This is a genomic window from Streptomyces sp. NPDC016469 (assembly GCF_040632905.1).
Classification (GTDB): domain Bacteria; phylum Actinomycetota; class Actinomycetes; order Streptomycetales; family Streptomycetaceae; genus Streptomyces.
In genome coordinates this window covers 170,490-194,663 of sequence record NZ_JBEYCQ010000014.1, presented here as the reverse complement: position 1 = coordinate 194,663, position 24,174 = coordinate 170,490, and the positions used below count along the sequence as shown (strand labels likewise).

The following is a 24,174-nucleotide window of genomic DNA, read 5'->3' as shown; positions in this document are numbered from 1 at the left end:
GGACTCCTGAGGCAGTGCGGGAGGGACGGGAGGGGGGCCGGGGCCGTCAGCGGGCGCTGAATCCGCCGTCGACGGTGAGGGTGGTGCCGGTGACCTGGCGCGAGTCGTCCCCGGCGAGCCAGAGGGCCGCGCCGGCGATGTCCCGGGGTTCGATGAGGGTGTTCATCGGCTGGGACTGCACGAAGATCTCCTCGTGCTCGTCCACGTCGACGTCGAGGGAGCGGGCGATCTCCGCCAGCATCCGGCCCTCGTGGAGCGGGTCGTCGCGGACCGAACCGGGGCACAGGGCGTTCACCCGGACCCGGAAAGGGCCGTAGTCGAGTGCCGCGGCCTTGGTGAGGCCGATGAGTCCGTGCTTCGCGGCCACATAGCCGGCGAAGTGGCGGTAGCCGACGAGGCCGGCGGTGGACGCCACGTTGATGACGCTGCCCGAGCGCTGCTCGATCATGGCCGGGATCACGGCCTTCGTCATCCGCCAGGCACCCGTCAGGTCGATGCCGACCATCAGGTCCCACTCGTCCTCGCTGATCTCGTGCACGGCCTTGCCCGAAGGGGCGGCGATGCCCGCGCCGTTGAGCAGCACGTCGATCGTCCCGAACCGGTCGAGGGTCTGCCGCGCCACCTCCCGTACCGCCTCCGGATCGCGCACGTCGGCGGCCGCGGTCAGGACCGCCGCGCCCTCGGCGCGGCAGAGCTTCGCGGTGTGCTCCAGCTGGCCGGCCGAGCCCAGGGGGTAGGGCACCCCGGGCACGTCCGCCGCGATGTCGACGAGGACCAGATCGGCGCCCTCCCGGGCGAAGCGCTCGGCGCACGCGCGGCCCAGCCCTCGGGCGGCGCCGGTCACCACGACGGTCCGGTCCCGCAGCTGCCCGCCCCGGCTGTTGTCCGCCGTACGCGTCATGGCCGCGGTTCCGGCTGGAGGCGCAGGGCGTCGCCGATCGCTTCGAGGAGCGGCAGCGGCGACTCGGTGAGGTACATGTGTTCGCCGGCCAGTTCGACGAGCCGGAACGGGCCGGTGGTGGCGTGCTGCCACTCGGCCGCCTCGTCCCTGCTCACCAGCCGGTCGTCGGTACCGCGCAGCGAGGTGACGGGGGTGCGCAGCGGTTCGTCGGTGGCGGGCCTGTAGTTCTCGTGCATCTCCACGTCCGCCCGCAGGATCGGCAGCAGCAGCTCCCGCATGTCGGGGTCGGCGAGCGCGTCGTGCCGGTATCCCGCGAACTCCTGTACGCGCTCCAGGAACGCGTCGTCGTCGAGCCCGGTGGCCCGGCGGCTGCGCCCGGTCCAGGGCCCCGGGGAACCGCTCACGAAGAGGTGCGTCAGCTCGACGGCGGGGTCCTGTTCGAGGCGCCGGGCGACCTCGTGGGCGAGTACGGCGCCGAGGCTGTGCCCGAAGAGGGCGACGGGCCCGCCTCCGGTGAGGGCCGCGACGGTCGGGGCGAGCGCGTCGGCCGCCGCGGCGGCGTCCCGGAACGGCTCCTCGATGAACAGCTCCTCGCGGCCCGGTAGTTGCAGGGGCACGATGCCCGGCGCGTGCACGGGAAGGTTCTTCCAGGCGCGGTAGAAGCCGGCTCCGCCGCCCGCGAAGGGGAGGCAGACCAGTGAATGAGTCATGAGCGGCGTCGCTTTCTCGTCAGCTGCGTGAATGCCACGTTCACACCGCCCGGGTCCCCGGGCAACGGGCGTTGCAGATTGCTGCCAACGCCCGTTGCCCAGCCGCCCGGCGGGGGTGTCAGGCGGCGTCCATGGCGTCGGCCAGTGACTTCGGCCGCATGTCGGTCCAGTGGGAGTTGATGTGGTCGAGGCAGGCCTGACGGGTGTCCTCACCGTGGGCCACGGTCCAGCCGGCCGGGACCTCGGCGAAGGCGGGCCACAGGGAGTGCTGGTTCTCCTCGTTGACGAGGACCAGGTAGCGGGCGTCGTCGTTCTCGAAGGGGTTGGTGGTCATGGTCAGCCTTTCCTCACGGTGGTCTTGGTGGCACGGGCGCGGACGTCCGCGACGAAGTCGGGCAGGCGGTCCACACCCCAGAACTTCTCGTAGCCGCTGATGAAGTACGGGACGCCGAACACCCCGTCGCGGTGCAGGGAGTCGAGGGCCGCGTGACCGCGTGCGCGTACCTCGTCGTTTTCGTGGGCCCCGGCGAGCGGTTCCGGGTCCAGGCCCAGGTCCTTGGCGACCCGGCGGATGGTGTCGGGGTCCGAGATGTCCTCGCCGCGCTCCCAGCGGGCCCGGTAGACCTCGGCGATGAACTCCCGTCCGGCGCCCATCTCCTGGGCCGCGAGGTAGGCGAGGTGGGAGACGTGCCAGCGCGGTTCGGTGTCGACGGGCCACACCATGTCCAGGCCTCGGGCCCGGCTGAGCCGGCGGACGTCCTGGAGGATGTAGAGGTGCTTCTCCTTGGACATCGGCACGTACGGCAGGGTGATGTTGTTGCGCTCCAGGTGGTCGAGGGCGGGTTCGTCCGGCTCCCAGAACGGCAGCCACTCGATCTGCTCGGCCACGTCCGGGTACTGACCGAGCAGGTCCCGGTAGGCCATCCAGGAGTAGGGGCTGCGGAACGAGAAGTACCAGCGCGGTCCTCTTCGTGCCATCACCGCCTCCGATCGGGGTAGTGCGGGTGGGGGTGGGTCAGATGGTGATGCCGCCGTCGATCTGCAGGACGGCTCCGGTGATGTACGCGGCACGGTCGGAGACCAGGTAGGCGACCAGGTCGGCGACCTCCTCCGCGGTGCCCATGCGGCGCAGCGGGATCGAGGAGAGCGCCTCCTTGCGGGCCTTGTCGTTCATCGCGGCGACCATGTCGGTCTCGATGAATCCGGGGGCGACCGCGTTGACCCGGATGCCGGCGCGGCCGGCCTCCTTGGCCAGGGCGCGGGAGAAGCCGATGATCCCGGCCTTCGACGCGGAGTAGTTGGTCTGGGTGCCGTGTCCGTACACCCCGGCGACCGAGGAGAGGTTCACGATGGCCCCGGCGCGTCGTTTCATCATGCCGAAGACGACGGCCCGGCAGACGTGGTAGACGCCGTCGAGGTTGGTGTCGATGACCTGGCGCCACTGCTCGTCCTCCATCAGGACGAGCGGGTTGTCCCGGGTGATGCCGGCGGCGGTGACGGCCGCGTCGATGTGTCCCCACCGGTCCTCGGTGGCGGTGACCCAGGCGCGTACGGCGGCGGCGTCGGCCACGTCGACGCGGGTGCCCGTCGCGGTGCCCGCGCTGTCGGCGGCCTCCTTCTCCACGGCGCGGGCGGCCTCGTCGTCCGCGCGGTAGCAGAAGGCGACGTCGTAGCCGTCGCGGGCGAGGGCGAGGGCCGCGGCCCGGCCGATGCCGCGCGATCCGCCGGTGACGAGGGCCACCCGGTGCGCACTGTCTCCCATGTTGTCTCTCCGTGGTCTGCGGTCAGCCGGTCGTCGCGGTGGGGCGCAGCGACTCGGCGGGGCGGAAGGTCATGACGATCCGGCCGACGGTCATGACCGTCTCGCCGGCCGAGCGGCTGTCGCCCTCGAACAGGAGGGTGTCGTCGATCCGGCGGTCGAGCCGGACGCGGTGTTCGAGGACTTCGGCGGGCAGGACGGGCCGGTGGAACTCGACGCCGGTCATGGCTCCGAACAGCATCACCTGGCCCCGGAGGACGTCCGGGTTGGGGTCGTCCCAGGTGGCGAGGACGCCGGCCGCCTGGCACCAGGACTCCACCAGCAGCGAGGGCGGGTAGGCGAAGTCCTCGTCGGGGTTCTGCGGGCCGAGCTTCTCGTACCAGGGCTCGTTGCAGGTGACCGCCTTGAGCGCGGTCAGGCGTTCGCCGGGGACGACGTCGACGAGCCGGTCGACGAGCAGCATCGGGAAGCGGTGCGGCAGCCGGGCCCTGATCTCGCGCTGGCCGCTCATGCCGCCGTCTCCGTCCGGGTGGTCCGGGCGCGGTAGCGCAGCCGTACGGTCGCGGCGTCACCCCGGTCCGTGGTGAGCTTTGCCCGGCACTGCCACTCGCCGGCCGTGGTCCGCTTCCAGCCCATCGCGATCTCCACCCGGTCGCCGGGGAAGACGGGTCCGGTGAACCGGGTCGACTCCACGGCGGCCAGTTCGGCGTCCTTGGCGTCGCCGGGCGCGGTGGCCAGCGCGCCGAGGTGGGCGCACTCGACCAGGCAGACGCCGGGGAAGATCGGGAAGCCGGGGTAGTGGCCGGGCAGCACCGTCTCGTTCTCGCCGACGGTGAAGCGGGCCCCGGTGCGCGACTCGTCCTCGGCCGGCCGCACCTCGACCGTTCCCGCGAGCGGGCCGGCGGCGGCCATCAGGCCGCCTGCCGGGCGGCGTCGAGCTTGCCGCGCAGCAGGTCGTAGGCGCTGCGCAGGTCGACGATGTGCTTCAGCTCGGACTCGGGCACCTTGACGTCGTACTTCTTCTCCAGGACGACGACGATCTCCAGGGCCATCAGCGAGTCGACCTCCAGGTCGTCGACGAACCTGGCGTCGTCGGTCACCTCTTCGGTGTCGACGTCGATCACCCGCGCGACGAGGGCGCGCAGTTCTTCCTTGTCCAGCATCGTTCCGGTTCCTCTCATCAGCTGGTGGGCGGGGCGGGCTCAGCGCAGGCCGAGCAGGGCGCAGCCGACGGTGCCGGTGCGGTCGACGGAGGTGATCACGCCGATCCGGCCGGCCGCGGTGTCCGGGTGGTCGGCCGCGTACGAGAGCAGAGCGGCGGCCTGGAACGCCGCCGCGGCGGCCCCGGTGTCACCGATCAGCCCGGTCGGGGTCAGGTCGGCCGGAGCGGCTGCCCCGAAGACCTGGCGCACGGCCTCGGACTCGTCGTGGCCCTCGGGCCCGGGGGCGCCGGAGCGGGCGACGGCGACGACCTGGGCCGGGTCGGCGCCGGCCCGGCGCAGGGCGGAGCGCAGGCAGGAGACGAGGGCGGGGCCGGTACCGCCGTCGATGACGACACCGAGCTCGACGGCGAGGAGCTCGGCGAGGACGGGCTGTCCGCTGTCGCCGGGGTCGTGGGGTTCGACCAGCAGCATGGCGCAGCCCTCGCCGAGCGGAGCCGCGGTGCCGCCGTCCGAGGCGTGGTGCTCCAGCCAGGCGCGGGCCGGCGAGAACTCCTCCGCTCCCCCGCACAGCACGGTGCGGGCGCGTCCCGAACCGAGCAGCCTGCGCGAGTAGTTGAGGGCGTGGAGGGCGGCGGTCCGGCCGCCCGCGATGGTGGCGTTGGGGCCCTTGAGCTGGTACCAGATGGCGCTCTGTCCGGCGGCGCAGTTCATCACGGTGTTGGGGAAGCGCGCCGGGTCGACGAAGAAGGGCTGGTCGCCGGTGAGGGAGTCCCGGGTGAAGTCCATCATCGACTGGGCGCTGCCGGTGGTGGTGCCGAGGGCGAACGCGGCGCCCTCCCCGGTGCCGACGGCCCGGTTGCGCTCGCCGTCGTCGAGGAGGGAGCCCACGGCGGTGACGGCGAGGCCGGTGACCCGGTCCATGGAGCGGGTGCCCTTCTTGCCCAGGACCCCCCGGATGTCGAAGGACGGGACGACGCAACCGGTGCCGTCGGGTGTCGGGGCGTGCTCCGGGCCGAGTCCGGTGACGGTCGGGCGCCGTTCACGCAGGCCCTCGGTGAACGCCGGCCTGCCGATGCCGTACGACGACACGGCGGACCAGGCGGTGATCACCGGGCGCCCGGCGCCGGTGGTGACTGGGGACATGACCGTCACGTGTTCCTTCCGCTCTCAGCTGCCCGCGCGCCGTTCGCGCGGGTGCTCACAAGAAATGGGCTGTCGGGCTGTCAGTGCCACACCGCCTGGACGGCGGGGTCGAGGATCCAGCCCGCCACCTCGTCCATGCCGATCACGCGCAGGCCGGGGCGGAGCGGGACCGTGTCCAGTCCGCGCTGGGCGAGCGAGTAGGCGTCCGCGGCGAGCACTCCGCCCCGCCCCTGGAACCGGTCCAGTTCGTCGTCGCTGCCGGGCAGCGCCAGGACGACTCCGTCCTGGACCAGGAAGAGGAGGACGGAGTGTCCGGTGAGGACCTGGGTGACGGCGTCGCGCCGGAAGCCGGCGTCCTCGGGGCCGCGCCCCTGGCTCTCGATGAGCAGCCGCCTGGGTGGTGCGCCGCCCGCCCAGGCCTCCGTCACGCCTGCCGCGTCGTGCCGTTGATCGCGTCGACGACCCGCCGGTCGAGGCTGACCAGGCTCCAGTCGCGCCGGTTCTCGATGACGGCGTAGCCGTGCACGATCCGGCCGGTGGCGGTCTTCACCAGCTTCCCGTCGCGGAGCACGTAGAAGTCCATGCGCGAGGTGTAGGTGAAGTCCTTGAAGACCTCCTCGACCGTGTAGACGGTGTAGAGGTCCTCCTCCATCAGCGCCTCGTCGAGGATGCGGATGTCGGAGCGCGGCACCACGGGGATCCAGCGGCGGTCGTCGAGCAGGGTCTTGATGGAGATGCCCCGGTCGGCGACGAAGCGGTCCTTGCCCTCCTCCATCAGCCGCAGGTAGCCGGACATCTGGATGCGCTCGGTGAAGTGGCAGTACGGGTACGGGATGTTCCACTTCCAGGCGTACGCGTTCTCCCCCGCGGTCAGGGAGGCGAGGATCTCCTCCTCGGCCGGGGCGGCGGTGGCGGGCTCGCGCTCCAGGTCGTCGCCGAGGGTGGCGACGGCGTAGCGAGCCAGCTCGGCGGGCACGTCGCCCGCCGCTTCGAGGTAGGTGTCGATGCGCAGTGACACCCGCACCTTGGCGGTCACCGCCTTGAGCGTCTCGCCGTCGCGCTCCAGGCGGATGGTGACCTTGAAGTCGAGGGTGGCGGAGTCGTCCTCGCCCTTGGGGGTCCACGGCACGACCTCCGCCTCGGCCACGTCGTCCATGTGGAAGGCGTGCAGGATGCGGGTGTCCACCGAGACCAGGTCGAGGCCGAGGCCGTGGGTCTCGTACAGTGCGCGGGCCGGGAGTCCGGCCTGCCGGAAGTGGTCGAGTACGGCTTCCTCGACGAGGTAGTTGACGTGCTTGAAGCCGATCCAGGTGCAGATGTTGGAGCCCTCGTAGCGGGGGCGCACCTGGGTGGTGGTCGGGGTGCTGAGAAGCGCCTTGACGGCGGTTTCCGTGACGAGGGTCATCGCTGGGACTCCATGGCGTCGATGGGGGCGGCTGCCGCGAAGGGGGCGGCGGACGCGGGGTGTCGGACGAACTCCCGGATCTCCTCGGCGAACCGTTCGGCCGCCTCGATCATCGGGAAGTGGCCGCAGCCGGGCAGTACGCGGGCGTGCGCGGCGGGGAGGGCGGCGGCGAGCGCCAGGCTCTCGGCCGGCGGGGCCGTGAAGTCGGTCTCACCGGCCAGCACCAGGGTGGGCACGGTGATCCGTGAGGTCTGGAGGGTGGGGGTGCGCAGATAGAGCTCGAAGAAGCGGAGCCAGCCGTGCGGGCCGACCCGGTCGCGCACCCGCTTGCCCATGGCCTCCTGGACGTCGGCGGGGAGCCGGCCGTCCGAGTGGACCCGGATCCCCTCCTCCATGATCAGGTGGAAGTCGTTCAGGTAGTAGCTGATCGACTCCCAGTCGAACTGGTCGGCCCGGGACCGGAAGAAGGGCGAGACGAGTACCAGCGAGCGGATGCCGTAGTGGCGCAGCGGGTCGGTGCCGCCGCGGCCCTTCTGGTCGAGCAGGTCGAGGAGCACGTTGGCGGCCATCGAGTGGGCGACGACGGTCTCGGCGCGGCCGGGCACCGCTTCGAGGGCCTTGGCGAGCCAGCCCTTGAGGTTGGGCTCCTGGCCCCAGTCGCCGATGCCGTCGGTGCGCCAGGGCAGGCGCGCCGTCCAGACCTCGGCGTTCGCCGGGAGCCGGTCGACGGTGCGGTCCCAGACGCTGTCGTTGGCGGCGAGGCCGTGCAGCAGGAGCATCCGCCGGCCGGTGCCGGCGGTGCGCCGCTGGACGGAGACGGGCCGCAGGTCGGGGCCGGCGCTCACGCAGCCGCCTCCGGTGCCAGCAGGACGAGGCCGGCGCTCGCATCGTCCTGCGCGGTGCCCGCGACGGCGTGGACCGGCCCGCGCTCACCGACGTCGAACCAGCCGACCGCGGCGGCGCACTGGAGGACCCCGTGGGCGCCGGAGGCGCGGCCGAGGTGCTCCGGGAGCGTCCAGCGCCGGCCGGGGACCGGCGTGGGGGCGGCGGCGCTCCTGCGGTAGGGGCCGACCACGGCCCGTACGGTCGCGGAGCGCTCCGCGGCGGCGGCCCGGGACTCCAGCAGCACGGCGGCTCCGCCGTCCACCGCGCGGGTGCCGCCGAGGAGCCGGCGCACCACCTCGTTGTCGGGCTCGACGCCGAGGACCAGCATCCGGGCCGAACGGCCGGCCGTGATCATCGTGACCGCCCAGTGGACGGCGTCCAGGCCGGAGGTTTCGCCGTTGCACACCATCAGGTTGGGGCCGCGCAGCCCGTAGCGGATGGCGGCCGAGGAAGCGAGGACGTTACTGGAGGCGTTCGGCAGGTCCATCGGGCTGGTGGCCGTGACGGTCTCCTCCCGGATGGTGTCCAGCGCCCGGACGACGGTGTCGAGGTTGCCGAAGTTGGAGCTGGCGACCACTCCGACGGACTCGGCGGGCACGGTCAGCCCGTCCTCGCCGAGCAGCCCGGCGTCCCGGAGGGCGGCGGCGGTCAGGCAGTAGCCGAGCTGGGTGGCCCGGTCCTTGTAGCGCAGGCCCTTGCGGCCCACGTAACCGGCGGGGTCGACGGGGGCGCCGCCCGGCGCGGGTCCGTCGGCCAGGGCCCTGACGGTGTCCGCCCCCGGCAGCAGGACAGCGGCTCCGGTGACGACGACCGCGGCACTCTGCGTGCTCATCGGTTTCCCTCCACGATGGTGACGGCGTTGATGCCGCCGAATCCGAAGGCGTTGAGCTGCGCCACGTTCAGCCGGCGGCCGGCGGCCGCCTCGCCGGTGACGAAGCGGAACGGCGCCGCCTCCTCGACCGGGTCGTCCAGCCCCACGGTCGGCGGCACCCGGCCCTCGTTCAGGGCGCACAGGCCCACGATCAGATTGAGCAGACCGGAGGCGCCCGAGGTGTGCCCGGTCATGGACTTGACGGCGGTCATCAGCGGTTTGTCCGCGTCACCGCCGAGCACGGCGGCCAGCGCACCGGCCTCGGCCTCGTCGTTGAGGAGGGTGCCGGTGCCGTGCAGCATCACCAGGTCGACGTCCGCGGGCTTGACCCCGGCCAGCCGGTACGCGGAGCGCATCGCCTCGGCGATGCCCTCCGGCGACGGGGCGGTGACGTGGTAGGCGTCGCAGTTGACGGCGACGCCGCGCAGCCGGCCGTGCACCTGGGGCGCGTCGCGGTCGGTGCGGCGCAGCACGATCGCCGCGGCACCGTCGCCCATCAGGACGCCCGTGCGGTTGCGGTCGAAGGGGCGCACCCGGTCGGGCGGCACCGGGTGGACGCGCTCCAGCAGTCCGTACATGGACTCGGTCAGCACGTCGACGCCGGCGACGATCACGGTGTCGGGGCCCTCCTCCCCGCCCTGGTCCAGCAGGTCCGAGGCGAGCGCCAGGGCGTACAGGGAGGCCGAGCAGGCGTTGGAGAAGGTGTGGGTCACGTCGGCGTTGAAGCGCTCGCGCAGTCCGGTGCCGAAGTGCAGGCCGGAGTCGGCGAACGGGGAGCCGTCGCGCCACCAGAGTTCGAGGGAGCGCAGCTCGCGCAGTCCGGTGCCGATGAGGATGGGGATGCCGCTGAGGTCCTCGCCGAGTCCGGCGTCCGCCGCGGCCTGGCCGATGGCGTCGAGCAGGAGCCGGGTCGCCCGTCCGGGGATGTCCTCGCCGGGCACGGGGCGGTCGTCCACCTCGTAGGCGTGCTGGGCCCGGAACCGGGTGCGGTCGAAGCCGCGGAGCTCCGCCCGTCCGCTGCGGCCCAGGCACAGGCTCTCGAAGAGTTCGCCGACCCCGGAGCCGGTCGCTGCGACGGCGCCCATCCCGATGATGGGGCGGATCGTCATGACGCCTCCTTGATTGCGTCGTACCGGCCCAGCAGTACCGCCGCGTTGTTGCCGCCGAACGCGAGACCGTTGTTCTGAACGATCCGCAGGTCGGCCTCGACCGCCTGGTTCGGCACACAGTCGACGTCGCACTCGGGGTCGGTGGTGACGTGGTTGATGGTGGGCGGGATGAAACGGTTCTGGATCGCCAGGGCGCAGCCGATGGCGCCCAGCGCGCTGGCCGCGCCCATGCTGTGGCCGAGCATCGATTTCATGGAGACGGTGCGGGGAGGCGTGTCTCCGAAGACCTGCCGGATGGCGCCGGCCTCGGTGATGTCGTTGGCCTTGGTGCCGGTGCCGTGCGCCGATATGAGGTCCACCTCGTGGGGTGCGACGCCCGCGTTGTCCAGGGCCAGCCGCATCAGTTCGGCGACGCTGTCGCGGTCGGGCGCGACCTGGTGGTGCGCGTCGCAGTTGAGGCCGTAGCCGAGCACCTCGGCGTAGATGGTGGCGCCCCTGGCCAGGGCGGAGTCCAGGCGTTCCAGTACGAGGACGCCGGCGCCCTCCCCGGTCAGGATGCCCTTGCGGTCCACGTCGAAGGGCTGGCAGCGGTCGGGGGCGATGGTGCCGAGCCGGTAGAAGCCGGTGAAGGTCTTCCGGCACATGGCGTCGGCCCCGCCGCAGAAGGCGAATTCCGCCTCGCCCGAGCTGACGGCGTCGAAGCCGTAGCCGATCGCGTAGTTGCCCGCCGAGCAGGCGGTGGGGATGGTGAGTGCCTCCACGTCGCGGAGGCCGAGTTCCTGGGCGATGGCCACCGACAGCCGCCCGGCGGGGATGCGCCGGGCAGCGGTGGCGTCGAACGCTCCGATGCCGTCGGCGAGTTCGCCCTCGACCAGCTGGTCCAGGTCGTAGCTCTCGCCGTCGGTCGTGCCGATGGAGATCAGGCCGCGACGGCCGCGCAGCTCCTCCAGACCGAGTCCCGAGTCCTCCAGCGCCATCCGGGCGGCCGCGACGGAGAACTGCGCGGCACGGCCGAGCTGTTCCACGTCCAGGGTGCTGATCCACTCCCTCGGTTCGAAGTCCGTGATCTCGCACCCGTTCGCGTGGGCGAAGCCCTCGGTGTCGAACACCGTGATGCGCCGTGCACCACTGCGTCCTTCGCGGAGCCCCTGCAGGAACTCCTTCGCCCCCAGGCCGATGCTGGAGACCACACCGAGTCCCGTCAGGACGACCCGGTGCCGCTCGGTCCGGTCGTGGCCGGTGCCGCGCACTGCCGTCATGCCAACCTCCCAATCAACCGCAGCGGGGACGGACTACCAGCCGGCCGGCTCCGAGACGACCTCGTAGACGCCCGTCAGGTTGACCATGCGCGGCAGTTCGCTCTGGTTGATGACGACGCCGAATTCCTTCTCCAGCGCGGCGAGGATCTCGATGGCGCGCAGCGAGTCCGCGTCGTGGTCCTCCTTGAAGAGGCTCGTCGGAGTTACCTCGTCCTCCTCGATCTCAAGAATGTCGCAGACGATTTCCTTGATGGTGTCGAGTCGCTCGTCCTGCGTAGCAGTGGACACGCCTTTTCTCCTTTTCGGAATGCCGCTCCCATAACGCGCGGCCGGATTACTGGAATGAATGCTCGCGTGGAGTTCTTTGCGCCACAACGAGAACTGCAACAAGCTGCCAACCGGCCTCGCCGGCCGGGTTTTTCAGGGATTTCGTGCCAGCCGTGCGCGGATGTCGGCGATGAGCTCGGCGCGTCGGTCCACGAGGTAGAAGTGCCCGCCGGGCAGCACCTTCAGGTCGAAGCCCCGCGGGGCCACCCGTCCCCACGCCCGGACCGCCTCGGGGCCGACATCGGGGTCGCTGTCGCCGACGTAGCCGGTGACGGGGCAGCCCACCGGGACCCCGGGGCGTGCCGCGTACCGGGCGACGGCCGAGAAGTCGGCCCTGATCGCGGGCAGGATCAGCTCACGCAGCTCCGGTTCGGCGAGCAGCGCGCTGTCCGTCCCGCCGAGCCGCCGGACCTCGTCGATCAGGCCGTCGTCGGTCAGGGCGGCGGTGCGCGGGGTGAGCAGGTGCGGGGCCTTGCGGCAGGAGACCATCAGCGCGGCCGGGACGACGCCGTGCCGCGCCTCCAGGCGCAGGGCGATCTCGTACGCGAGTGAGGCGCCCATGCTGTGTCCGAAGAGGGCCAGCGGGGTGCCGAGGTACGGGACCAGCTCCGCGCTGATCGAGTCGGCGAGGAGTTCGATGTCGTCGACGGGTTCCTCGGCGATACGTTCCTGCCGGCCGGGGTAGCGGACGGCCACGACCTCCACGTCGTCGCCGAGGGCGTTGCCCCAGCTGTGGAAGAAGCTGGCCGAGCCCCCGGCGTGCGGCAGGCAGAGGAGCCTGGTGCGGGGCGGTGCCGCGGTGGGGTAGGCGCGCAGCCAGATGCTCTCGGTGCCCAGGGCCATGGCGGTCAGGTCTCCTCGCTCGCGTGCGGTCGGGTGTCCAGGGCGTCGGGGCTGTCGAAGGAGACGACCTCGGTGTCCCCGTCGATGCGGCGGACGAGGCCGGCCAGGGTGCGGCCGGGGCCGAGTTCGACCAGGCGGCGGCAGCCGAGCCGGCCGGTGAGGGTCGCGACGGACCGCTCCCACAGCACCGGCGAGGTGAGCTGGCGGGTGGAGAGCTCGGGCCAGTCGCAGTCGCCCGTGTACGGCTCGGCGTCGGCGTTGGCCACGACGGGCAGGTGCGTGGGGGCGAAGGGCGCGTTCTTCAGGGCCCTGCGCAGAGTCTCGGCGGCCGGTGCCATGTACGGGCTGTGGAAGGCGCCGCCGACCTGGAGGCGGATCATCTTGGCGCCGATGGAGGGGGCTTCGGCGTCGAGCGCGTCGATCCCCCCGGGCGAGCCGGACACCACGGTCTGCCCCGGGCTGTTGACGTTGGCGATCCAGACGTCGGCGCCGGACGCGCGCACGGCCGCGACGAGGGTCTCCACCTCCGCCAGGGGCGCGGCGACCAGGACGCCCATGGTGCCTTCGCGCGCCTCGGCGGCGTCCCGCATGGCCCGGCCGCGGACGGCGACGAGCGCGGCGGCGTCGGCGACGGTGAGGGCACCGGCCGCGGTGAGCGCGGCGTACTCCCCCAGGCTGTGGCCGGCGCAGGCCACGACGCGTCCGCCGAGCGCGCCGCACCGGACCGCCTCGGCGTGCGCGATCACCGCGACGGTGAAGACGGCGAGCTGGGCCAGGTCGGTGCGCCGGAGCTGTTCGCCGGGGGTGTGCAGCAGGAGCCGGGGAATGTCCTCGCCGGTCACCTCGGAGATTTCCGCGGTGAGGTCCCACGACGGGGTTTCCCGCCAGGAGGCGCCCATTCCCTCTTTCTGTGTCCCCTGGCCGGGAAACACCAGACCGATCGGCAATTGATTCATGGGGCCGCCTTCCGCGCGGTGTTCGACCGGGGCGCGGAGGTCCGGAGAAGGAAGGTCCGGACCCCCGCGCACGGCGGCGCACGGGGGATGGGCTGCCGCCGGGGGCGGGAAATTCCAGATGTTCCGGAATCCCGTTCCCGACGACCCATACAACTGTCCGGGGCGAGGGGCGGCAACGTTCCCTTCAGGAAGCTGCCATTCGCCCCGGCCGGAACGCGTCGCGGCCCCGGCCATGGAGGCCGGGGCCGCTGTTCCAGGAAGGCCGGGCAGCCGCTACCGGCCGGTGTGGCCGCCCGGGCCGGGGGCCGAGGCCAGCGGGAGCAGGCCCAGTTCGGCGGCCCTGACTCCGGCCTGGAAGCGGGAGCTGGCGCCGAGCAGCGCCATGATCTCCGCGACATGGCGCCGGTAGGTGCGGACCGAGACGGTCAGGTCGCGGGCGGCGACCTCGTCCGTGACGCCGGCGCGCAGGGCGCCCAGGATCTGCCGGGCGAGAGCGGCCCGGTCGCGGTCGCCGAAGACGATGCGCTCGTTCGCCGGCACGGCGTTGCTCCAGACACCGGCGAAGAGGGTGTGCAGGGTGTGCAGCACCTCGGGGGCCCGGATCAGCGAGGCCCGCCGGCCCACCGCCGACTCGGCCACCACGAGTCCGGTGACTCCGTCGACGAGCAGGGCCTGTAAGGGAGGAACCCGCGCCACCCGGATCGCCACGGGCCGGTCGCGGCCGAGCTGTTCCCGTACGAAGGACTCGTCGAGCAGCGCGGGGCTGGCGAGCAGCCGCACGGCGACCGCCTCGTCCGCGCTGTAGATCAGCTCCCGCTCCGATCTGACCGGCCGCTCGGGCTGTTGCCCGGAGAGCGGCGTGCGGGCGTGCACGATGTCGATGCTGTGGACCGCCCCGCCGATCAGCTCCTCGGCCGCTTCGAGCACGGCCTCGTATCCGCCTTCGACCGTGGTGATCCGGCGTTCGCGCAAGCTGCGGTCCCGGTGGATGGCCACCGTGGACTCGATGAGTTCCCTGACCTCCAGCAGGGCATGCTCCAGCTCGTCCTCTGGTCTTCCCGACACGTCGTATTCCACCGTCCCCGTTGACTTTTGACTCCTCGCGCCGTCCCGGCCACGGACCGCGCCGGGGACAGCGCTCGGCCTACTCCGAGAGCAGACCCAGCTCCACCGCGCGGGCTCCCGCCTGGAAGCGGGAACTGGCGTCCAACTCGCGCATGATCTCCGCGACATGGCGCCGGTAGGTGCGCAGGGAAACGTTCAGGTCGCGAGCCGCCGTGTCATCGGTGTGACCGGCCCTCAGGCGCTCCAGGATGCTACGGGTCAGCTCGCTGCGCAGCCGCGGGCTGAGGCCGAGGTGGTCGGCGAGCCTCCGGCCGCGCGCCCAGGCTCCGGCGAACAGCAGTTCCAGGGCGCGCACGGCCGCGACGTCGTTGACAACGGTGGCCTGCTGCCCCTCGGTCCGGGCGGCTCCCCGCACCAGCGCGGCGACGCCGTCGACCACGATGATCTCGCGCAACTCGCTCTCCGAGACCCGGGCTTCGAGGGACCGGCCGGAGGGCTGGCGCAGCGCGGCGAACGAGGCGTCGGCGACCTCGGCGGATCCGAGCAGTCGCACGGCGGCCGCGGGCGGCCGTGCGGCGAGAAGTCGCAGAACGGAATCAGTGAACTCGCCGGGGCCGGCCAGCGCGACGCTGACCGAGTGCCGGGCGCCCCCGATGGTCCGGTCCAGGGCGTCACCGAGCGCGGCGATGTCGGTGGGCGCCGCCTCGGCCGGAGCGGCGGGACGCCGCCGGTACAGGGACACCGTGGACTCGATCAGTGCCCGGGCCTGGAGCAGCGCCTCCTCCAGGTGGGCGGCATGGCCCTCGGCCGTCGCACCCTCGGATTTGTCCGGTGGCTCGATCTGCACACCCGTCACATGTGCCCCCTCGGCTGCCCACGAGCCGTCTCCCACCACGCGGGCCGTCCTCATCACGTTCGGAATGTTTCGCCGCGCAAGCGAAAATATCGCTCACCAAAAACAGTTCAATCGAAAAATACTTCTTCATACATAGGTTGAAGAAACCTTCATCAGACACTAGTTCGCTGGCTTGGAATCAGTCAACAAGAGGTCACCCCACCCTTCCCGGACCCGCAGAAGAGCGGCAGACGCCGGCAAAAAGGCGACCCATTCCGCCCCACCTGTCAGCAAGTTGCATACGAGCCCCCGGAAGCAGCACCCCCGCTTCCGCTTGCGCCACCGAGGGCACACGCCCCCTCACAGGGCGTGGCCCCACTGACCTCTTGCTGTCAACCGGCGTCCGGCCATGACCGTTTCCCACCTACGGTCACCGGGTGACCACACCCCACACACACGTCCCACGCCCCGCCACCGCTTCCCGGCCCCGGCCGTTCGCGGACGACGTCCACGTGTGGTCATGGCGCGTGGTGGCGGGACCGGCCCGCGAGGCGGATCTGAAATGTCTCGACAGCACGGAACTGGCGCGGGCAAACCAATTCAAATCAGCCAGGGCAGCGGCCGAATACGTCTCTTGCCGTGCCGCCGTACGTCGTTTACTGGCCACACATTTTCAGGTGGGGGCCACCGAGATTTCACTCGGCAGAAAGCGCTGTCCCGGATGCGGCAGCACCGAGCACGGACCGCCCGCCGTGCTCCACCCGCCGACGCCCTGCCGCATCAGCGTCTCCCACACCCCCGGCCTCGCGATGCTCGCCGTCGCACCGTTCCCGGTCGGGATCGACACCGAAGCACACCGGAGCGTCCCGGTCGCAAACATCACCGGCCGGGTACTGACACCCCGTGAGCGCCGCACGGTGCTCGCCGAGCCTGACGGCCCCGCCCGCACCGAGGCCTTCCTGCGCTGCTGGACCCGTAAGGAGGCGGTACTCAAGGCCGTGGGGATCGGGATCGTCGCCGATCTGACCACGCTGGAGACCCGCCCCGAGGTTCCCGGCCCCACCCGGGTCACCACCGGCACCACCGCGCCCCCCACCGACTGGTGGGTGACCGAGGTGTCCGTACCCGAGGGCTGGACCGCCTCGGTGGCGTACCCGGCCGGGACCGGCCGACCCATCACCGTGCGGCAACTCCGAGTCCCGCGGGAGCGCCACGCCCGCCACGCACCGAGGTAACGGGAGACAGAACACAGTGAACCGCGCACCCATGCAGAGCATCGCCGGCCTCCTGATCAGCGCCGCCCGGCACCACCCCGACACGGGCATCCGCTACTGCCCCGGCGGGGCCGACGCGGGCTTCACCGACCAGAGCCACCCCGAACTGCTGGCCGAGGCCGGCCGGGTCGCGGCCGGGCTGCGCGCCCGCGGCCTGCGCCCGAAGGACAACGTGGTCCTCGTCCTGGAGCGCCCCCGGGAGTTCCTCACCGCGTTCTGGGCCTGCGTGCTCGGCGGTTTCGTGCCGTGCCCCATGGCCCCGCTGCGCACCGACCCCGAGCGCTGGGCGGCTCAGCTCGGCCATGTGCACACGCTGCTGGACCGGCCCCTGATCGTCACCAGCGCCTCGTCGGCCGCCGAGCTGCCCCCGGTGCCGGGCGCCGTCGTCGCCCCGCTGGACGGGCTGTACGGCGCGGAGCCCGCCGTCCCGCACCGGGCCGCCCCCGGCGACACCGCCGTCCTGGTCCTGACGTCCGGCTCGACCGGCGCCTCCAAGGCGGTCGAGCTCAGCCACGGCAACCTGCTCGCCTCCATGGCCGGGAAGAACAGCGCCCACCGCCTGGGCCCCGCGGACACCACCCTGAACTGGGTCTCGTTCGACCATGTGGCGGCCCTCCTGGAGTGCCACCTCCTCCCCCTGTACACCGGTGGCCGCCAGGTCCACGTGGAGGCGCCCGTCGTCCTCGGCGAGCCCCTGGAGTTCCTGCGCCTCGCCTCCCGGCACGGGGTGACGATGACGTTCACCCCCAATTTCCTGCTGGGGCTGCTCAACGCGTCGGCCGAGCGGCTTTCCGAGACGGGCGAGGCGCTCGACCTGTCCCGGCTGCGCCACATCATCAGCGGCGGCGAGGCCGTGGTCCGCGCCACCGGCGAAACGTTCCTGGAGCGGTACGCGCCCCACGGTCTCGCCCCGGACGCGCTCTGGCCGGCCTTCGGGATGACGGAGACCTGCGCGGGCAGCGTCTACTCCCGTGCGGCGTTCCCGGCCGTGGACCGGGGCGAGGAGTTCGCCAGCCTCGGCACCCCGGTCGACGGGCTGCGCATCCGGGTCGCCGCCGACGACGACCGGGCGCTGCCCGAGGGCCAGGTGGGCGAGCTCCAGTTCAACGGCCCCATGATCACGCCCGGTTACCACAACAACCCCACGGCCACCGCCGAGGCCTTCACCTCCGACGGCTGGTTCCGCAGCGGCGACCTGGGGCGGATCGTCGGGGGGCGGCTGACCCTGGTGGGCCGCAGCAAGGACAGCGTCATCGTCAACGGCGTCAACTACTTCAGCCACGAGATCGAGGCGGCGCTCGAACAGCTCGACGGGGTCGCGGGCTCCTACACCGCCGCCTTCCCGATCCGCCCGCCCGGCAGCGACACCGAGCAGCTGGTGATCGCCTTCCACCCGGACGTCCCGGAGGGCGACGAGGCGGAGCTGTACCGGGTGCTCACCACAGTCCGCAGCAGCGTGGTGATGCAGTGGGGGTTCCGCCCCGCCCTCGTCCTGCCGCTGCCCCCGGACGCCTTCCCCAAGACGAGCCTCGGCAAGATCCAGCGCGCGCTGATGCGGCGGCGGCTGGAGGAGGGCGCGTACGACAGCGAGCGGCGCCGCGTCACCGACCTCACCCGGCGCATGCTCGGCGGCTACACGGCACCCCGGGGCCGGACCGAGCGGATCCTGACCGAGATCTACGCGGAGATGTTCGACCTGGACGCGGCGGCCGTCAGCAGCACCGCCAACTTCTTCGAACTGGGCGGCACCTCGCTGGACATCCTGCGCCTGCGGGGCCGGGTCACCCAGCGGCTCGGCGTCACCGGGCTCCAGATCATCACCGTCCTGACAGCGCCCACCGTCCGGGCCCTCGCCGCCCGGATCGGGGAGCGGGCCGACGCCGACGACCGGGCGGACACGGGCGCGGCGGCGTACGACCCGGTCGTGCCGATGCAGACGGGAGGCACCAAGACGCCCCTGTTCTGTGTGCACCCCGGCGTGGGTGAGGTCCTGGTCTTCGTCAACCTCGCCAAGTACTTCGTGGGCGACCGCCCCTTCTACGCGCTGCGGGCGCGCGGGTTCAACGAGGGCGAGAAGCCGTTCGCCACCTTCGAGCAGATGGTGGACTCCTATGTGGAGGCCATCCGGGAGCGCCAGCCGCACGGGCCGTACGCCGTCGCCGGCTACTCCTACGGCGGCGTGGTCGCGTTCGAGATCGCCAAGGCGCTCCGCTCGCTGGGTGAGCGGGTGGACTTCACGGGCAGTTTCAACCTGCCGCCGCACATCAAGTACCGCATGGAGGAACTGGACTTCGCGGAGACCGCGGCCAACCTCGCGTTCTTCCTCGCCCTGATCGACAAGAAGCAGTCGCTGGAACTGCCGGGCCTCCTGCGCGGCCGGCCCGCGGAGGACCAGCTGACGCACCTCATGTCGCTGGCCCCGCCGGAGCGGCTGGCCGAACTGGATTTGGACGTGGAGAAGTTCGGGAACTGGGCGGAGCTGGCCAACCGGCTGACGGACCTGGGCCGCTCCTACGAACCCAGCGGGTCGGTGCCGTCGATGCACGTCTTCCACGCCGCCCCGTTGCGCGGCACGAAGGAGGAGTGGCTGAACAACGAGCTGCGGCGCTGGGACGCGTACACGAGCGGGCCGAACCGCTACATCGAGGTCCCCGGCGAGCACTACACCCTGATGAGCCCCCAGCACGTGGCGTCCTTCCAGTCGATCCTGCGCGGGGAACTGGACCGGGCCCTGGCCGACGCCGACCGCATCGCGGCCGGCCGGGCGCCGCTGGACCGACCGGCCGACGAGCGAGGAGAGACACGGTGACGCAACTCCCGACGGGCAAGAGAATCCTGATCACCGGCGGCACCGGGCAGGTCGCCCGGCCCGTGGCCGAGGCCCTGGCCGAGCAGAACGACGTCTGGTGCCTGGGCCGCTTCGGCGCCGAGGGCGTCGAGGCCGCACTGTCCGCGAAGGGCATCACCACCTGGCACTGGGACATGGACGACCTCTCGGGCGACTCCCTCAAGGAGCTCCCCGACGACTTCACCCACGTCCTGCACTCCGCCGTACGCCGGGGCGAGGACGGCGACTTCAACGCGGTGGCCGAGGTGAACGCGGTGGCCGCCGGCCGGCTGATGGAGCACTGCCGCACGGCGGAGTCCTTCCTCTACGTGTCGACGGGCGCCCTCTACGCCCGGCAGACGCTGGACCATCCGTACACCGAGAGCGACCCGGTCGACGGGGTGGCCGACTGGCTGCCCGCCTACCCGGTGGGCAAGATCGCCACCGAGGGCGCGGTGCGCGCCTTCGCCCGGGTGCTCGGCCTGCCGACCACCATCGCGCGGCTGAACATCGCGTACGGGCCCGGCGGTTACGGCGGCGTCCCGATGCTGTACTTCAAGCGCATGCTGGCCGGCGAGCCCATTCCCGTACCCCGCGAGGGGCAGAACTGGTGCTCGCTGCTGCACACGGACGATCTGGTGGCGCAGGTGCCCGCCCTCTGGCGGGCCGCCACGACGCCGGCCCGGGTCGTCAACTGGGGCGGCGACGAGGCGGTCGGCATCACCGACTGCGTACGCCATCTGGAGGCGCTCACCGGGATCGAAGCCCGGCTCGTGCCCAGTGACGTGACCCGGGAGACCTATCGCTTCGACCCGACGCTGCGGAGGTCGCTGACCGGTCCGTGCGGGGTCGGCTGGCGCGACGGCATCCGCCGCACCCTGGAGAGCCTGTACCCCGAGCACGTCCGGCACTGAGGAGAGCCCTGATGCAGACGCGCATGGAAACCCTCGTCATGACGGACTACCTGGACCGTCGCGCCGAGCCGTCCCCCGCCCACGCGCTGGTGGGCCGCGCCTACCGGGCCTTCGCCGCCCGGGACGTGGGGGCGCTGCTGGACACCCTCGACCCGGACGTGGAATGGGTCCATCCCGAGGGCATGGCCGTGTACGGCCTCGGCGGCACCCGGCACGGGCACGCGGGTGTGAAGGAGTTCCTGGCCCATGTGCCCACCGTGCTGGGCGGCATGCGGCTGCGGCCCCACGAGTTCGTCGGGTCCGGCGAGCGCCTGGTGGTGTTCGGCACCCGGGAGGTGACGTCCAGGCGGGGCCGCACCGAGACGATGTCGTTCGTCCACTCCTGGACGCTGCGCGACGGCCGGGCGGTGCGCATGGAGGACATCTTCGACACCGTCCTCTTCCACCGGCTGATCGAGAGCTGAGGCGAACCGTCCGGGCCGGGCGACCGGCCCGGACGGCCGTCAGCGGGCCGCGAGCCGGTCGCGGATGCCGTCGAAGTGGGTGCGCATGGCCCGGACCGCGCGTTCACCGTCGGCCGCCGCCACGGCCGCCACGATCTCCCGGTGCTGGGCGCAGGTGACGGACGGGTCCTGGTGGCCGTCGTCGAAGTCCTCGCGCACCCGGTCCATCGCGGCCCAGAACGCGTCGAGCACCTCGCTGAGCAGGTGGTTGTCGAGCGAGGCGTAGAGGGCGAGGTGGAAGGCCCGGTCCGTGGCGCGGGCGACCCGGCCGCAGTCCGCCGCCTCGGCCTCCATCGCCGCGACCAGTGCGCGCAGCACGTCGAGGTCCTGCGCCGGGACGCCCGCCGCGACGGACCCGACGAGTCCGGCCTCCAGGGCCTCGCGCACCTTCATCAGCTCGGCCAGGCCCGGTTCGCCCTGGCGGTGGCGGACGGCCGCGCGGAAGGCCAGGCCCTCGGCGAACGGTGACAGGGAGAGCGAGCCCACGAAGGTCCCGTAGCCCCGGCGGATCTCCACGACGTTGACCGCCTGGAGCGCCTTCAGGGCCTCGCGCACGGAGACCCGGCCGGCCTGGAAGAGGTCCATCAGCTCGGTCTCGGTGGGCAGGGCGTCGCCCGGCGCGAGGCGGCGCTCCAGGATGAGCTCCTTGACCCTGCGCTCGATGTCCTGGGCCATGGTGGGCCGCGCCACAACGTCCTCCCGGGGTGCTGGTGCCCCTTGACCATTCGCAGGAGCGTCTGATTAAGGTACCACAGACATAAGACATCTTACGTCTCACGTCTGGAGCCCTCCCCATGTCACTGTCCGCACCACTGCGCGGCGTCGTCCCGCCGGTCTGCACCCCCCTCGACGCCCGCGGGGAGGTCGACACCGCCTCCCTCACCCGGCTCGTGGAGCACCTCATCGGCGGCGGTGTGCACGGGCTGTTCGCGCTCGGGTCCACCAGCGAGGTCGCCTACCTCACCGACGAGCAGCGCGCCACGGTCCTGGAGACCGTCGTCAACGCCACCGACGGCCGGGTCCCGGTCCTGGCCGGGGTCATCGACACCACCACGGCCCGGGTCGCCGAACACGCCGGGGCCGCCGCCGCCCTCGGCGCGGACGCCCTGGTCGCGACCGCGCCCTTCTACACCCGCACCCACCCCCGGGAGATCGCCGCCCACTTCCGCCGGCTGCGCGCCGAGGTGGACCTGCCGCTGTTCGCGTACGACATCCCGGTCGCCGTGCACAGCAAGCTCTCCGCCGCCCTGGTCCGCGAGCTGGCCGAGGACGGCACGCTGGCCGGTCTCAAGGACAGCAGCGGCGACGAGGGCGGGCTGCGCCGGCTCGTCGTGGAACTCGGCGGCCGCGAGGGCCGGGCGCGCGGTCCGGTGCCGGGCTTCAGCATCCTCACCGGTTCCGAACTGACCGTGGACGCGGCCCTGCTGGCCGGCGCCGACGGGGTCGTCCCGGGCATCGGCAACGTGGACCCGGCCGGTTACGTACGGCTCTACGAGGCCGCGCGCGCCGGGGACTGGACGCTGGCCGCCCAGGAGCAGGAGCGGCTGGTCGAGCTGTTCGCGATGGTGGACGCGGGCCCGGAGGCGGACATGGGCCGCAGCTCGTCGGCGCTCGGCTCGTTCAAGGCGGCGCTGAGGCTGCTCGGGGTCATCGAGTGCGGCGACACGGTGTTCCCGCAGATCCAGCTGTCGGCGGAGTCCGTCGCGTACGTCTCCGGGCGGCTGCGCGACGCCGGTCTGCCGCCGGTCCGATGACGGCTCCCGTACGGCGGCCGGTCGTCGGCCTGGACCTGGGCGGTACGAAGATCGCCGCCGCGCTGTTCGGCGCGGACGGCACGGTGCTCGCCCGGCACTCCCGGCCCACCCCGGCCCGGGACGGCGCGGCGGCGGTGCTCGACGCGCTCGCGGCGGCGGCCGCCGAGGTCGACCCCGGCCGCGCCGCGACCGTCCTCGGCATCGCGGCGGCGGGTGTCATCGACCCCCGTACCGGCAGGGTCACCAGCGCCACCGACTCCATCCGGGGCTGGGCCGGCACTCCGTTGGGGGCCGGGCTCGCGGACCGCACCGGATACGCGGTGGCCTGCGACAACGACGTGCGCGCCACGGCGGGCCCCGAGCTGGACGCGCTGCGCGCCGAGCACGGCGGCCACGCCTCGCTGCTGTTCGCGGCCATCGGGACCGGGGTCGGCGGCGCGGTCGCGGCCGACGGGCGGATGCTGCACGGCGCGTCCGGCATCGCCGGGCACCTGGGCCACCTGCCGAGCCCCGAGGCGGCCGGGCTGCCCTGCACCTGCGGGGCCACCGGCCACCTGGAGGTCATCGCCTCCGGGCCCGGCATCGCCGCCCACTACGAGCGGCTGACCGGCGGCCCCGTCGACCGTCTGGAGACCGTCGCCGCGCGCGCCGCCGAGGGCGACGCCCACGCCGTCACCGCGATCACCACGGGCGCGTCGGCCGCCGGCCATGTGCTCGGCGGGCTCGCCAACGCGCTCGGCCCGGACCGGGTCGTCGTCGGCGGCGGGGTCCCGCGCATCGGCCCGCTGTACGGGGACGCGCTGCGGGCCTCCTTCGCCGCCGAGCTGATGGGCCCGCTGCGCGGGCTCGTCCCGCGCGCCCCGCTCTTCGGACAGGACGCGGCCGTGCTCGGCGCGGCGGCCCTCACCCTCACCCTTCCCCTCCACCACCCGGGAGCCCTCCGATGAACGCACAGGAACTGTCCACCACCCTCCGGGGCAAGCTGATCGTGTCCTGCCAAGCGCCCCCGGGCGACCCGATGCGGGACACCGCCACGCTGGTGCGGCTCGCGCGGTCGGCGGTCGCCGGCGGCGGCGCGGCGGTCCGGGCCAACGAGCCGGAGGTCGTCGCCGCGATCACCGCCGCCGTGGAACTGCCGGTCATCGGGCTGTGGAAGGAAGGCGACGTCGGCGTCTACATCACGCCGACCGTCCGGCACGCCCTCGCGGTGGCCGAGGCCGGGGCGGCCGTCGTCGCGGCGGACGCCACCGACCGGCCGCGCCCCGACGGCTCGACGTTCGCCGAGCTGGTCGAGGCGGTGCACGCGGCCGGCGCGCTCGTCATGGCCGACGTCTCCACCCTGGCCGAGGGCGTCACGGCCGCCCGGCTCGGCGCGGACTTCGTCTCCACGACCCTGTCCGGCTATGTGCCCGGGCAGCCGAAGCAGACCGGGCCCGACCTGGACCTGGTCGCCGCACTCGCCGCCGCGATCGACGTACCCGTCGTCGCCGAAGGCCGTATCCACACCCCCGAGGACGCGGCCGATGCCCTGGCGCGCGGCGCGCACAGCGTCGTCGTCGGCACCGCCATCACCGCGCCCACGGCTCTCACCGCCCGCTTCGTCGCGGGCATCGCCCAGCGCTGACCTGCCCCCACTTCGCGGGGCGGCTGTTCAACGACGAGCAGCGTCCC

The 24,174-nt window shown here is 72.7% G+C and carries 28 protein-coding genes; 7 read left to right on the top strand and 21 right to left on the bottom strand.

All coding sequences use genetic code 11. From position 1 onward, the window contains the following. Positions 1 to 46 precede the first annotated feature (46 nt). The 20 genes from ABZ565_RS18480 to ABZ565_RS18385 all read right to left on the bottom strand — a co-directional run bounded on the left by ABZ565_RS18480 (position 47) and on the right by ABZ565_RS18385 (position 15,252). Positions 47 to 901 (bottom strand): SDR family oxidoreductase, encoded by an 855-nt coding sequence (locus ABZ565_RS18480; protein ID WP_361027484.1) that lies wholly within the window; start codon positions 899 to 901, stop codon positions 47 to 49. Further along, entirely contained in the window at positions 898 to 1,611 is a 714-nt protein-coding gene (locus ABZ565_RS18475; RefSeq protein WP_361027480.1) for an alpha/beta fold hydrolase, read from the bottom strand. Before ABZ565_RS18475 ends, ABZ565_RS18480 begins: the two co-directional genes overlap by 4 nt. A gap of 118 nt (positions 1,612 to 1,729) precedes the next feature. Further along, positions 1,730 to 1,945, bottom strand: a complete 216-nt coding sequence (locus ABZ565_RS18470) for an MbtH family protein (protein ID WP_361027477.1) — start codon at positions 1,943 to 1,945, stop codon at positions 1,730 to 1,732. A 2-nt stretch (positions 1,946 to 1,947) separates the two neighbouring features. After that, complete coding sequence (locus tag ABZ565_RS18465) at positions 1,948 to 2,589, bottom strand: DsbA family protein (protein ID WP_361027474.1); 642 nt, start codon at positions 2,587 to 2,589, stop codon at positions 1,948 to 1,950. Between the two features lie 37 nt (positions 2,590 to 2,626). Next, the gene (gene fabG, locus ABZ565_RS18460; protein ID WP_361027471.1) at positions 2,627 to 3,373 is read right to left on the bottom strand and encodes a 3-oxoacyl-[acyl-carrier-protein] reductase; all 747 of its coding nucleotides are present in this window, start codon (positions 3,371 to 3,373) and stop codon (positions 2,627 to 2,629) included. A gap of 22 nt (positions 3,374 to 3,395) precedes the next feature. Further along, positions 3,396 to 3,881, bottom strand: coding sequence for a beta-hydroxyacyl-ACP dehydratase (locus ABZ565_RS18455; RefSeq protein ID WP_361027468.1), 486 nt, complete (start codon positions 3,879 to 3,881; stop codon positions 3,396 to 3,398). Next, complete coding sequence (locus ABZ565_RS18450; RefSeq protein ID WP_361027465.1) at positions 3,878 to 4,282, bottom strand: hypothetical protein; 405 nt, start codon at positions 4,280 to 4,282, stop codon at positions 3,878 to 3,880. The genes ABZ565_RS18455 and ABZ565_RS18450 overlap by 4 nt, the downstream gene beginning before the upstream one ends. After that, positions 4,282 to 4,533 (bottom strand): acyl carrier protein, encoded by a 252-nt coding sequence (locus tag ABZ565_RS18445; RefSeq protein ID WP_361027462.1) that lies wholly within the window; start codon positions 4,531 to 4,533, stop codon positions 4,282 to 4,284. The genes ABZ565_RS18450 and ABZ565_RS18445 overlap by 1 nt, the downstream gene beginning before the upstream one ends. A 39-nt stretch (positions 4,534 to 4,572) precedes the next feature. After that, entirely contained in the window at positions 4,573 to 5,676 is a 1,104-nt protein-coding gene (locus tag ABZ565_RS18440) for a beta-ketoacyl synthase N-terminal-like domain-containing protein (RefSeq protein ID WP_361027459.1), read from the bottom strand. An 80-nt stretch (positions 5,677 to 5,756) separates the two neighbouring features. After that, the gene (locus tag ABZ565_RS18435; RefSeq protein ID WP_361027456.1) at positions 5,757 to 6,104 is read right to left on the bottom strand and encodes a DsrE family protein; all 348 of its coding nucleotides are present in this window, start codon (positions 6,102 to 6,104) and stop codon (positions 5,757 to 5,759) included. After that, positions 6,101 to 7,081: a hypothetical protein gene (locus ABZ565_RS18430; RefSeq protein WP_361027453.1), complete on the bottom strand. Its 981-nt coding sequence runs from the start codon at positions 7,079 to 7,081 to the stop codon at positions 6,101 to 6,103. The genes ABZ565_RS18435 and ABZ565_RS18430 overlap by 4 nt, the downstream gene beginning before the upstream one ends. Further along, on the bottom strand, positions 7,078 to 7,926 hold the full coding sequence (locus tag ABZ565_RS18425; RefSeq protein WP_361027450.1) for an alpha/beta hydrolase: 849 nt from the start codon (positions 7,924 to 7,926) through the stop codon (positions 7,078 to 7,080). Before ABZ565_RS18425 ends, ABZ565_RS18430 begins: the two co-directional genes overlap by 4 nt. After that, positions 7,923 to 8,798, bottom strand: coding sequence for a beta-ketoacyl synthase N-terminal-like domain-containing protein (locus tag ABZ565_RS18420; protein WP_361027447.1), 876 nt, complete (start codon positions 8,796 to 8,798; stop codon positions 7,923 to 7,925). Before ABZ565_RS18420 ends, ABZ565_RS18425 begins: the two co-directional genes overlap by 4 nt. Then, positions 8,795 to 9,946 (bottom strand): beta-ketoacyl synthase N-terminal-like domain-containing protein, encoded by a 1,152-nt coding sequence (locus tag ABZ565_RS18415; RefSeq protein WP_361027444.1) that lies wholly within the window; start codon positions 9,944 to 9,946, stop codon positions 8,795 to 8,797. The genes ABZ565_RS18420 and ABZ565_RS18415 overlap by 4 nt, the downstream gene beginning before the upstream one ends. Then, positions 9,943 to 11,205, bottom strand: a complete 1,263-nt coding sequence (locus ABZ565_RS18410; RefSeq protein WP_361027441.1) for a beta-ketoacyl-[acyl-carrier-protein] synthase family protein — start codon at positions 11,203 to 11,205, stop codon at positions 9,943 to 9,945. Before ABZ565_RS18410 ends, ABZ565_RS18415 begins: the two co-directional genes overlap by 4 nt. 33 nt (positions 11,206 to 11,238) lie before the next feature. Then, positions 11,239 to 11,493 (bottom strand): acyl carrier protein, encoded by a 255-nt coding sequence (locus ABZ565_RS18405; protein ID WP_147971060.1) that lies wholly within the window; start codon positions 11,491 to 11,493, stop codon positions 11,239 to 11,241. A gap of 132 nt (positions 11,494 to 11,625) precedes the next feature. Next, positions 11,626 to 12,375, bottom strand: a complete 750-nt coding sequence (locus ABZ565_RS18400) for an alpha/beta fold hydrolase (RefSeq protein WP_361027437.1) — start codon at positions 12,373 to 12,375, stop codon at positions 11,626 to 11,628. Positions 12,376 to 12,380: 5 nt separating this feature from the next. Beyond that, positions 12,381 to 13,331: an ACP S-malonyltransferase gene (locus ABZ565_RS18395; protein ID WP_361027434.1), complete on the bottom strand. Its 951-nt coding sequence runs from the start codon at positions 13,329 to 13,331 to the stop codon at positions 12,381 to 12,383. A 273-nt stretch (positions 13,332 to 13,604) separates the two neighbouring features. Further along, positions 13,605 to 14,396 carry a LuxR family transcriptional regulator gene (locus ABZ565_RS18390; RefSeq protein ID WP_361027431.1) on the bottom strand — a complete coding sequence of 264 codons (792 nt, stop codon included), beginning with the start codon at positions 14,394 to 14,396 and terminating at the stop codon, positions 13,605 to 13,607. 79 nt (positions 14,397 to 14,475) lie between these two features. After that, on the bottom strand, positions 14,476 to 15,252 hold the full coding sequence (locus ABZ565_RS18385; RefSeq protein WP_361027428.1) for a DNA-binding response regulator: 777 nt from the start codon (positions 15,250 to 15,252) through the stop codon (positions 14,476 to 14,478). A 731-nt stretch (positions 15,253 to 15,983) separates the two neighbouring features. Here ABZ565_RS18385 and ABZ565_RS18380 point away from each other — a divergent pair. From ABZ565_RS18380 to ABZ565_RS18365, 4 genes are read left to right on the top strand one after another with little or no spacing between them, the layout of a single operon-like run. Then, complete coding sequence (locus tag ABZ565_RS18380) at positions 15,984 to 16,466, top strand: 4'-phosphopantetheinyl transferase superfamily protein (protein ID WP_361027425.1); 483 nt, start codon at positions 15,984 to 15,986, stop codon at positions 16,464 to 16,466. Between the two features lie 31 nt (positions 16,467 to 16,497). Beyond that, entirely contained in the window at positions 16,498 to 19,314 is a 2,817-nt protein-coding gene (locus ABZ565_RS18375) for a non-ribosomal peptide synthetase (RefSeq protein ID WP_361027422.1), read from the top strand. Beyond that, positions 19,311 to 20,246, top strand: a complete 936-nt coding sequence (locus ABZ565_RS18370; protein WP_361027419.1) for an NAD(P)-dependent oxidoreductase — start codon at positions 19,311 to 19,313, stop codon at positions 20,244 to 20,246. The genes ABZ565_RS18375 and ABZ565_RS18370 overlap by 4 nt, the downstream gene beginning before the upstream one ends. Positions 20,247 to 20,257: 11 nt before the next feature. Then, a complete protein-coding gene (locus ABZ565_RS18365) occupies positions 20,258 to 20,710 on the top strand; it encodes a nuclear transport factor 2 family protein (protein WP_361027416.1) in 453 nt (150 codons plus the stop codon). A gap of 39 nt (positions 20,711 to 20,749) precedes the next feature. Here the strand turns inward: ABZ565_RS18365 and ABZ565_RS18360 are convergent, their stop codons facing one another. Then, complete coding sequence (locus ABZ565_RS18360) at positions 20,750 to 21,439, bottom strand: FCD domain-containing protein (protein ID WP_361027413.1); 690 nt, start codon at positions 21,437 to 21,439, stop codon at positions 20,750 to 20,752. A gap of 104 nt (positions 21,440 to 21,543) precedes the next feature. Here ABZ565_RS18360 and ABZ565_RS18355 point away from each other — a divergent pair, with 104 nt between their 5' ends. From ABZ565_RS18355 to ABZ565_RS18345, 3 genes are read left to right on the top strand one after another with little or no spacing between them, the layout of a single operon-like run. Further along, positions 21,544 to 22,503: a dihydrodipicolinate synthase family protein gene (locus tag ABZ565_RS18355; protein WP_361027410.1), complete on the top strand. Its 960-nt coding sequence runs from the start codon at positions 21,544 to 21,546 to the stop codon at positions 22,501 to 22,503. After that, positions 22,500 to 23,450 (top strand): ROK family protein, encoded by a 951-nt coding sequence (locus ABZ565_RS18350; protein WP_361027407.1) that lies wholly within the window; start codon positions 22,500 to 22,502, stop codon positions 23,448 to 23,450. Before ABZ565_RS18355 ends, ABZ565_RS18350 begins: the two co-directional genes overlap by 4 nt. After that, entirely contained in the window at positions 23,447 to 24,127 is a 681-nt protein-coding gene (locus ABZ565_RS18345) for an N-acetylmannosamine-6-phosphate 2-epimerase (protein WP_361027404.1), read from the top strand. Before ABZ565_RS18350 ends, ABZ565_RS18345 begins: the two co-directional genes overlap by 4 nt. The last annotated feature ends 47 nt before the right edge of the window (positions 24,128 to 24,174 follow it).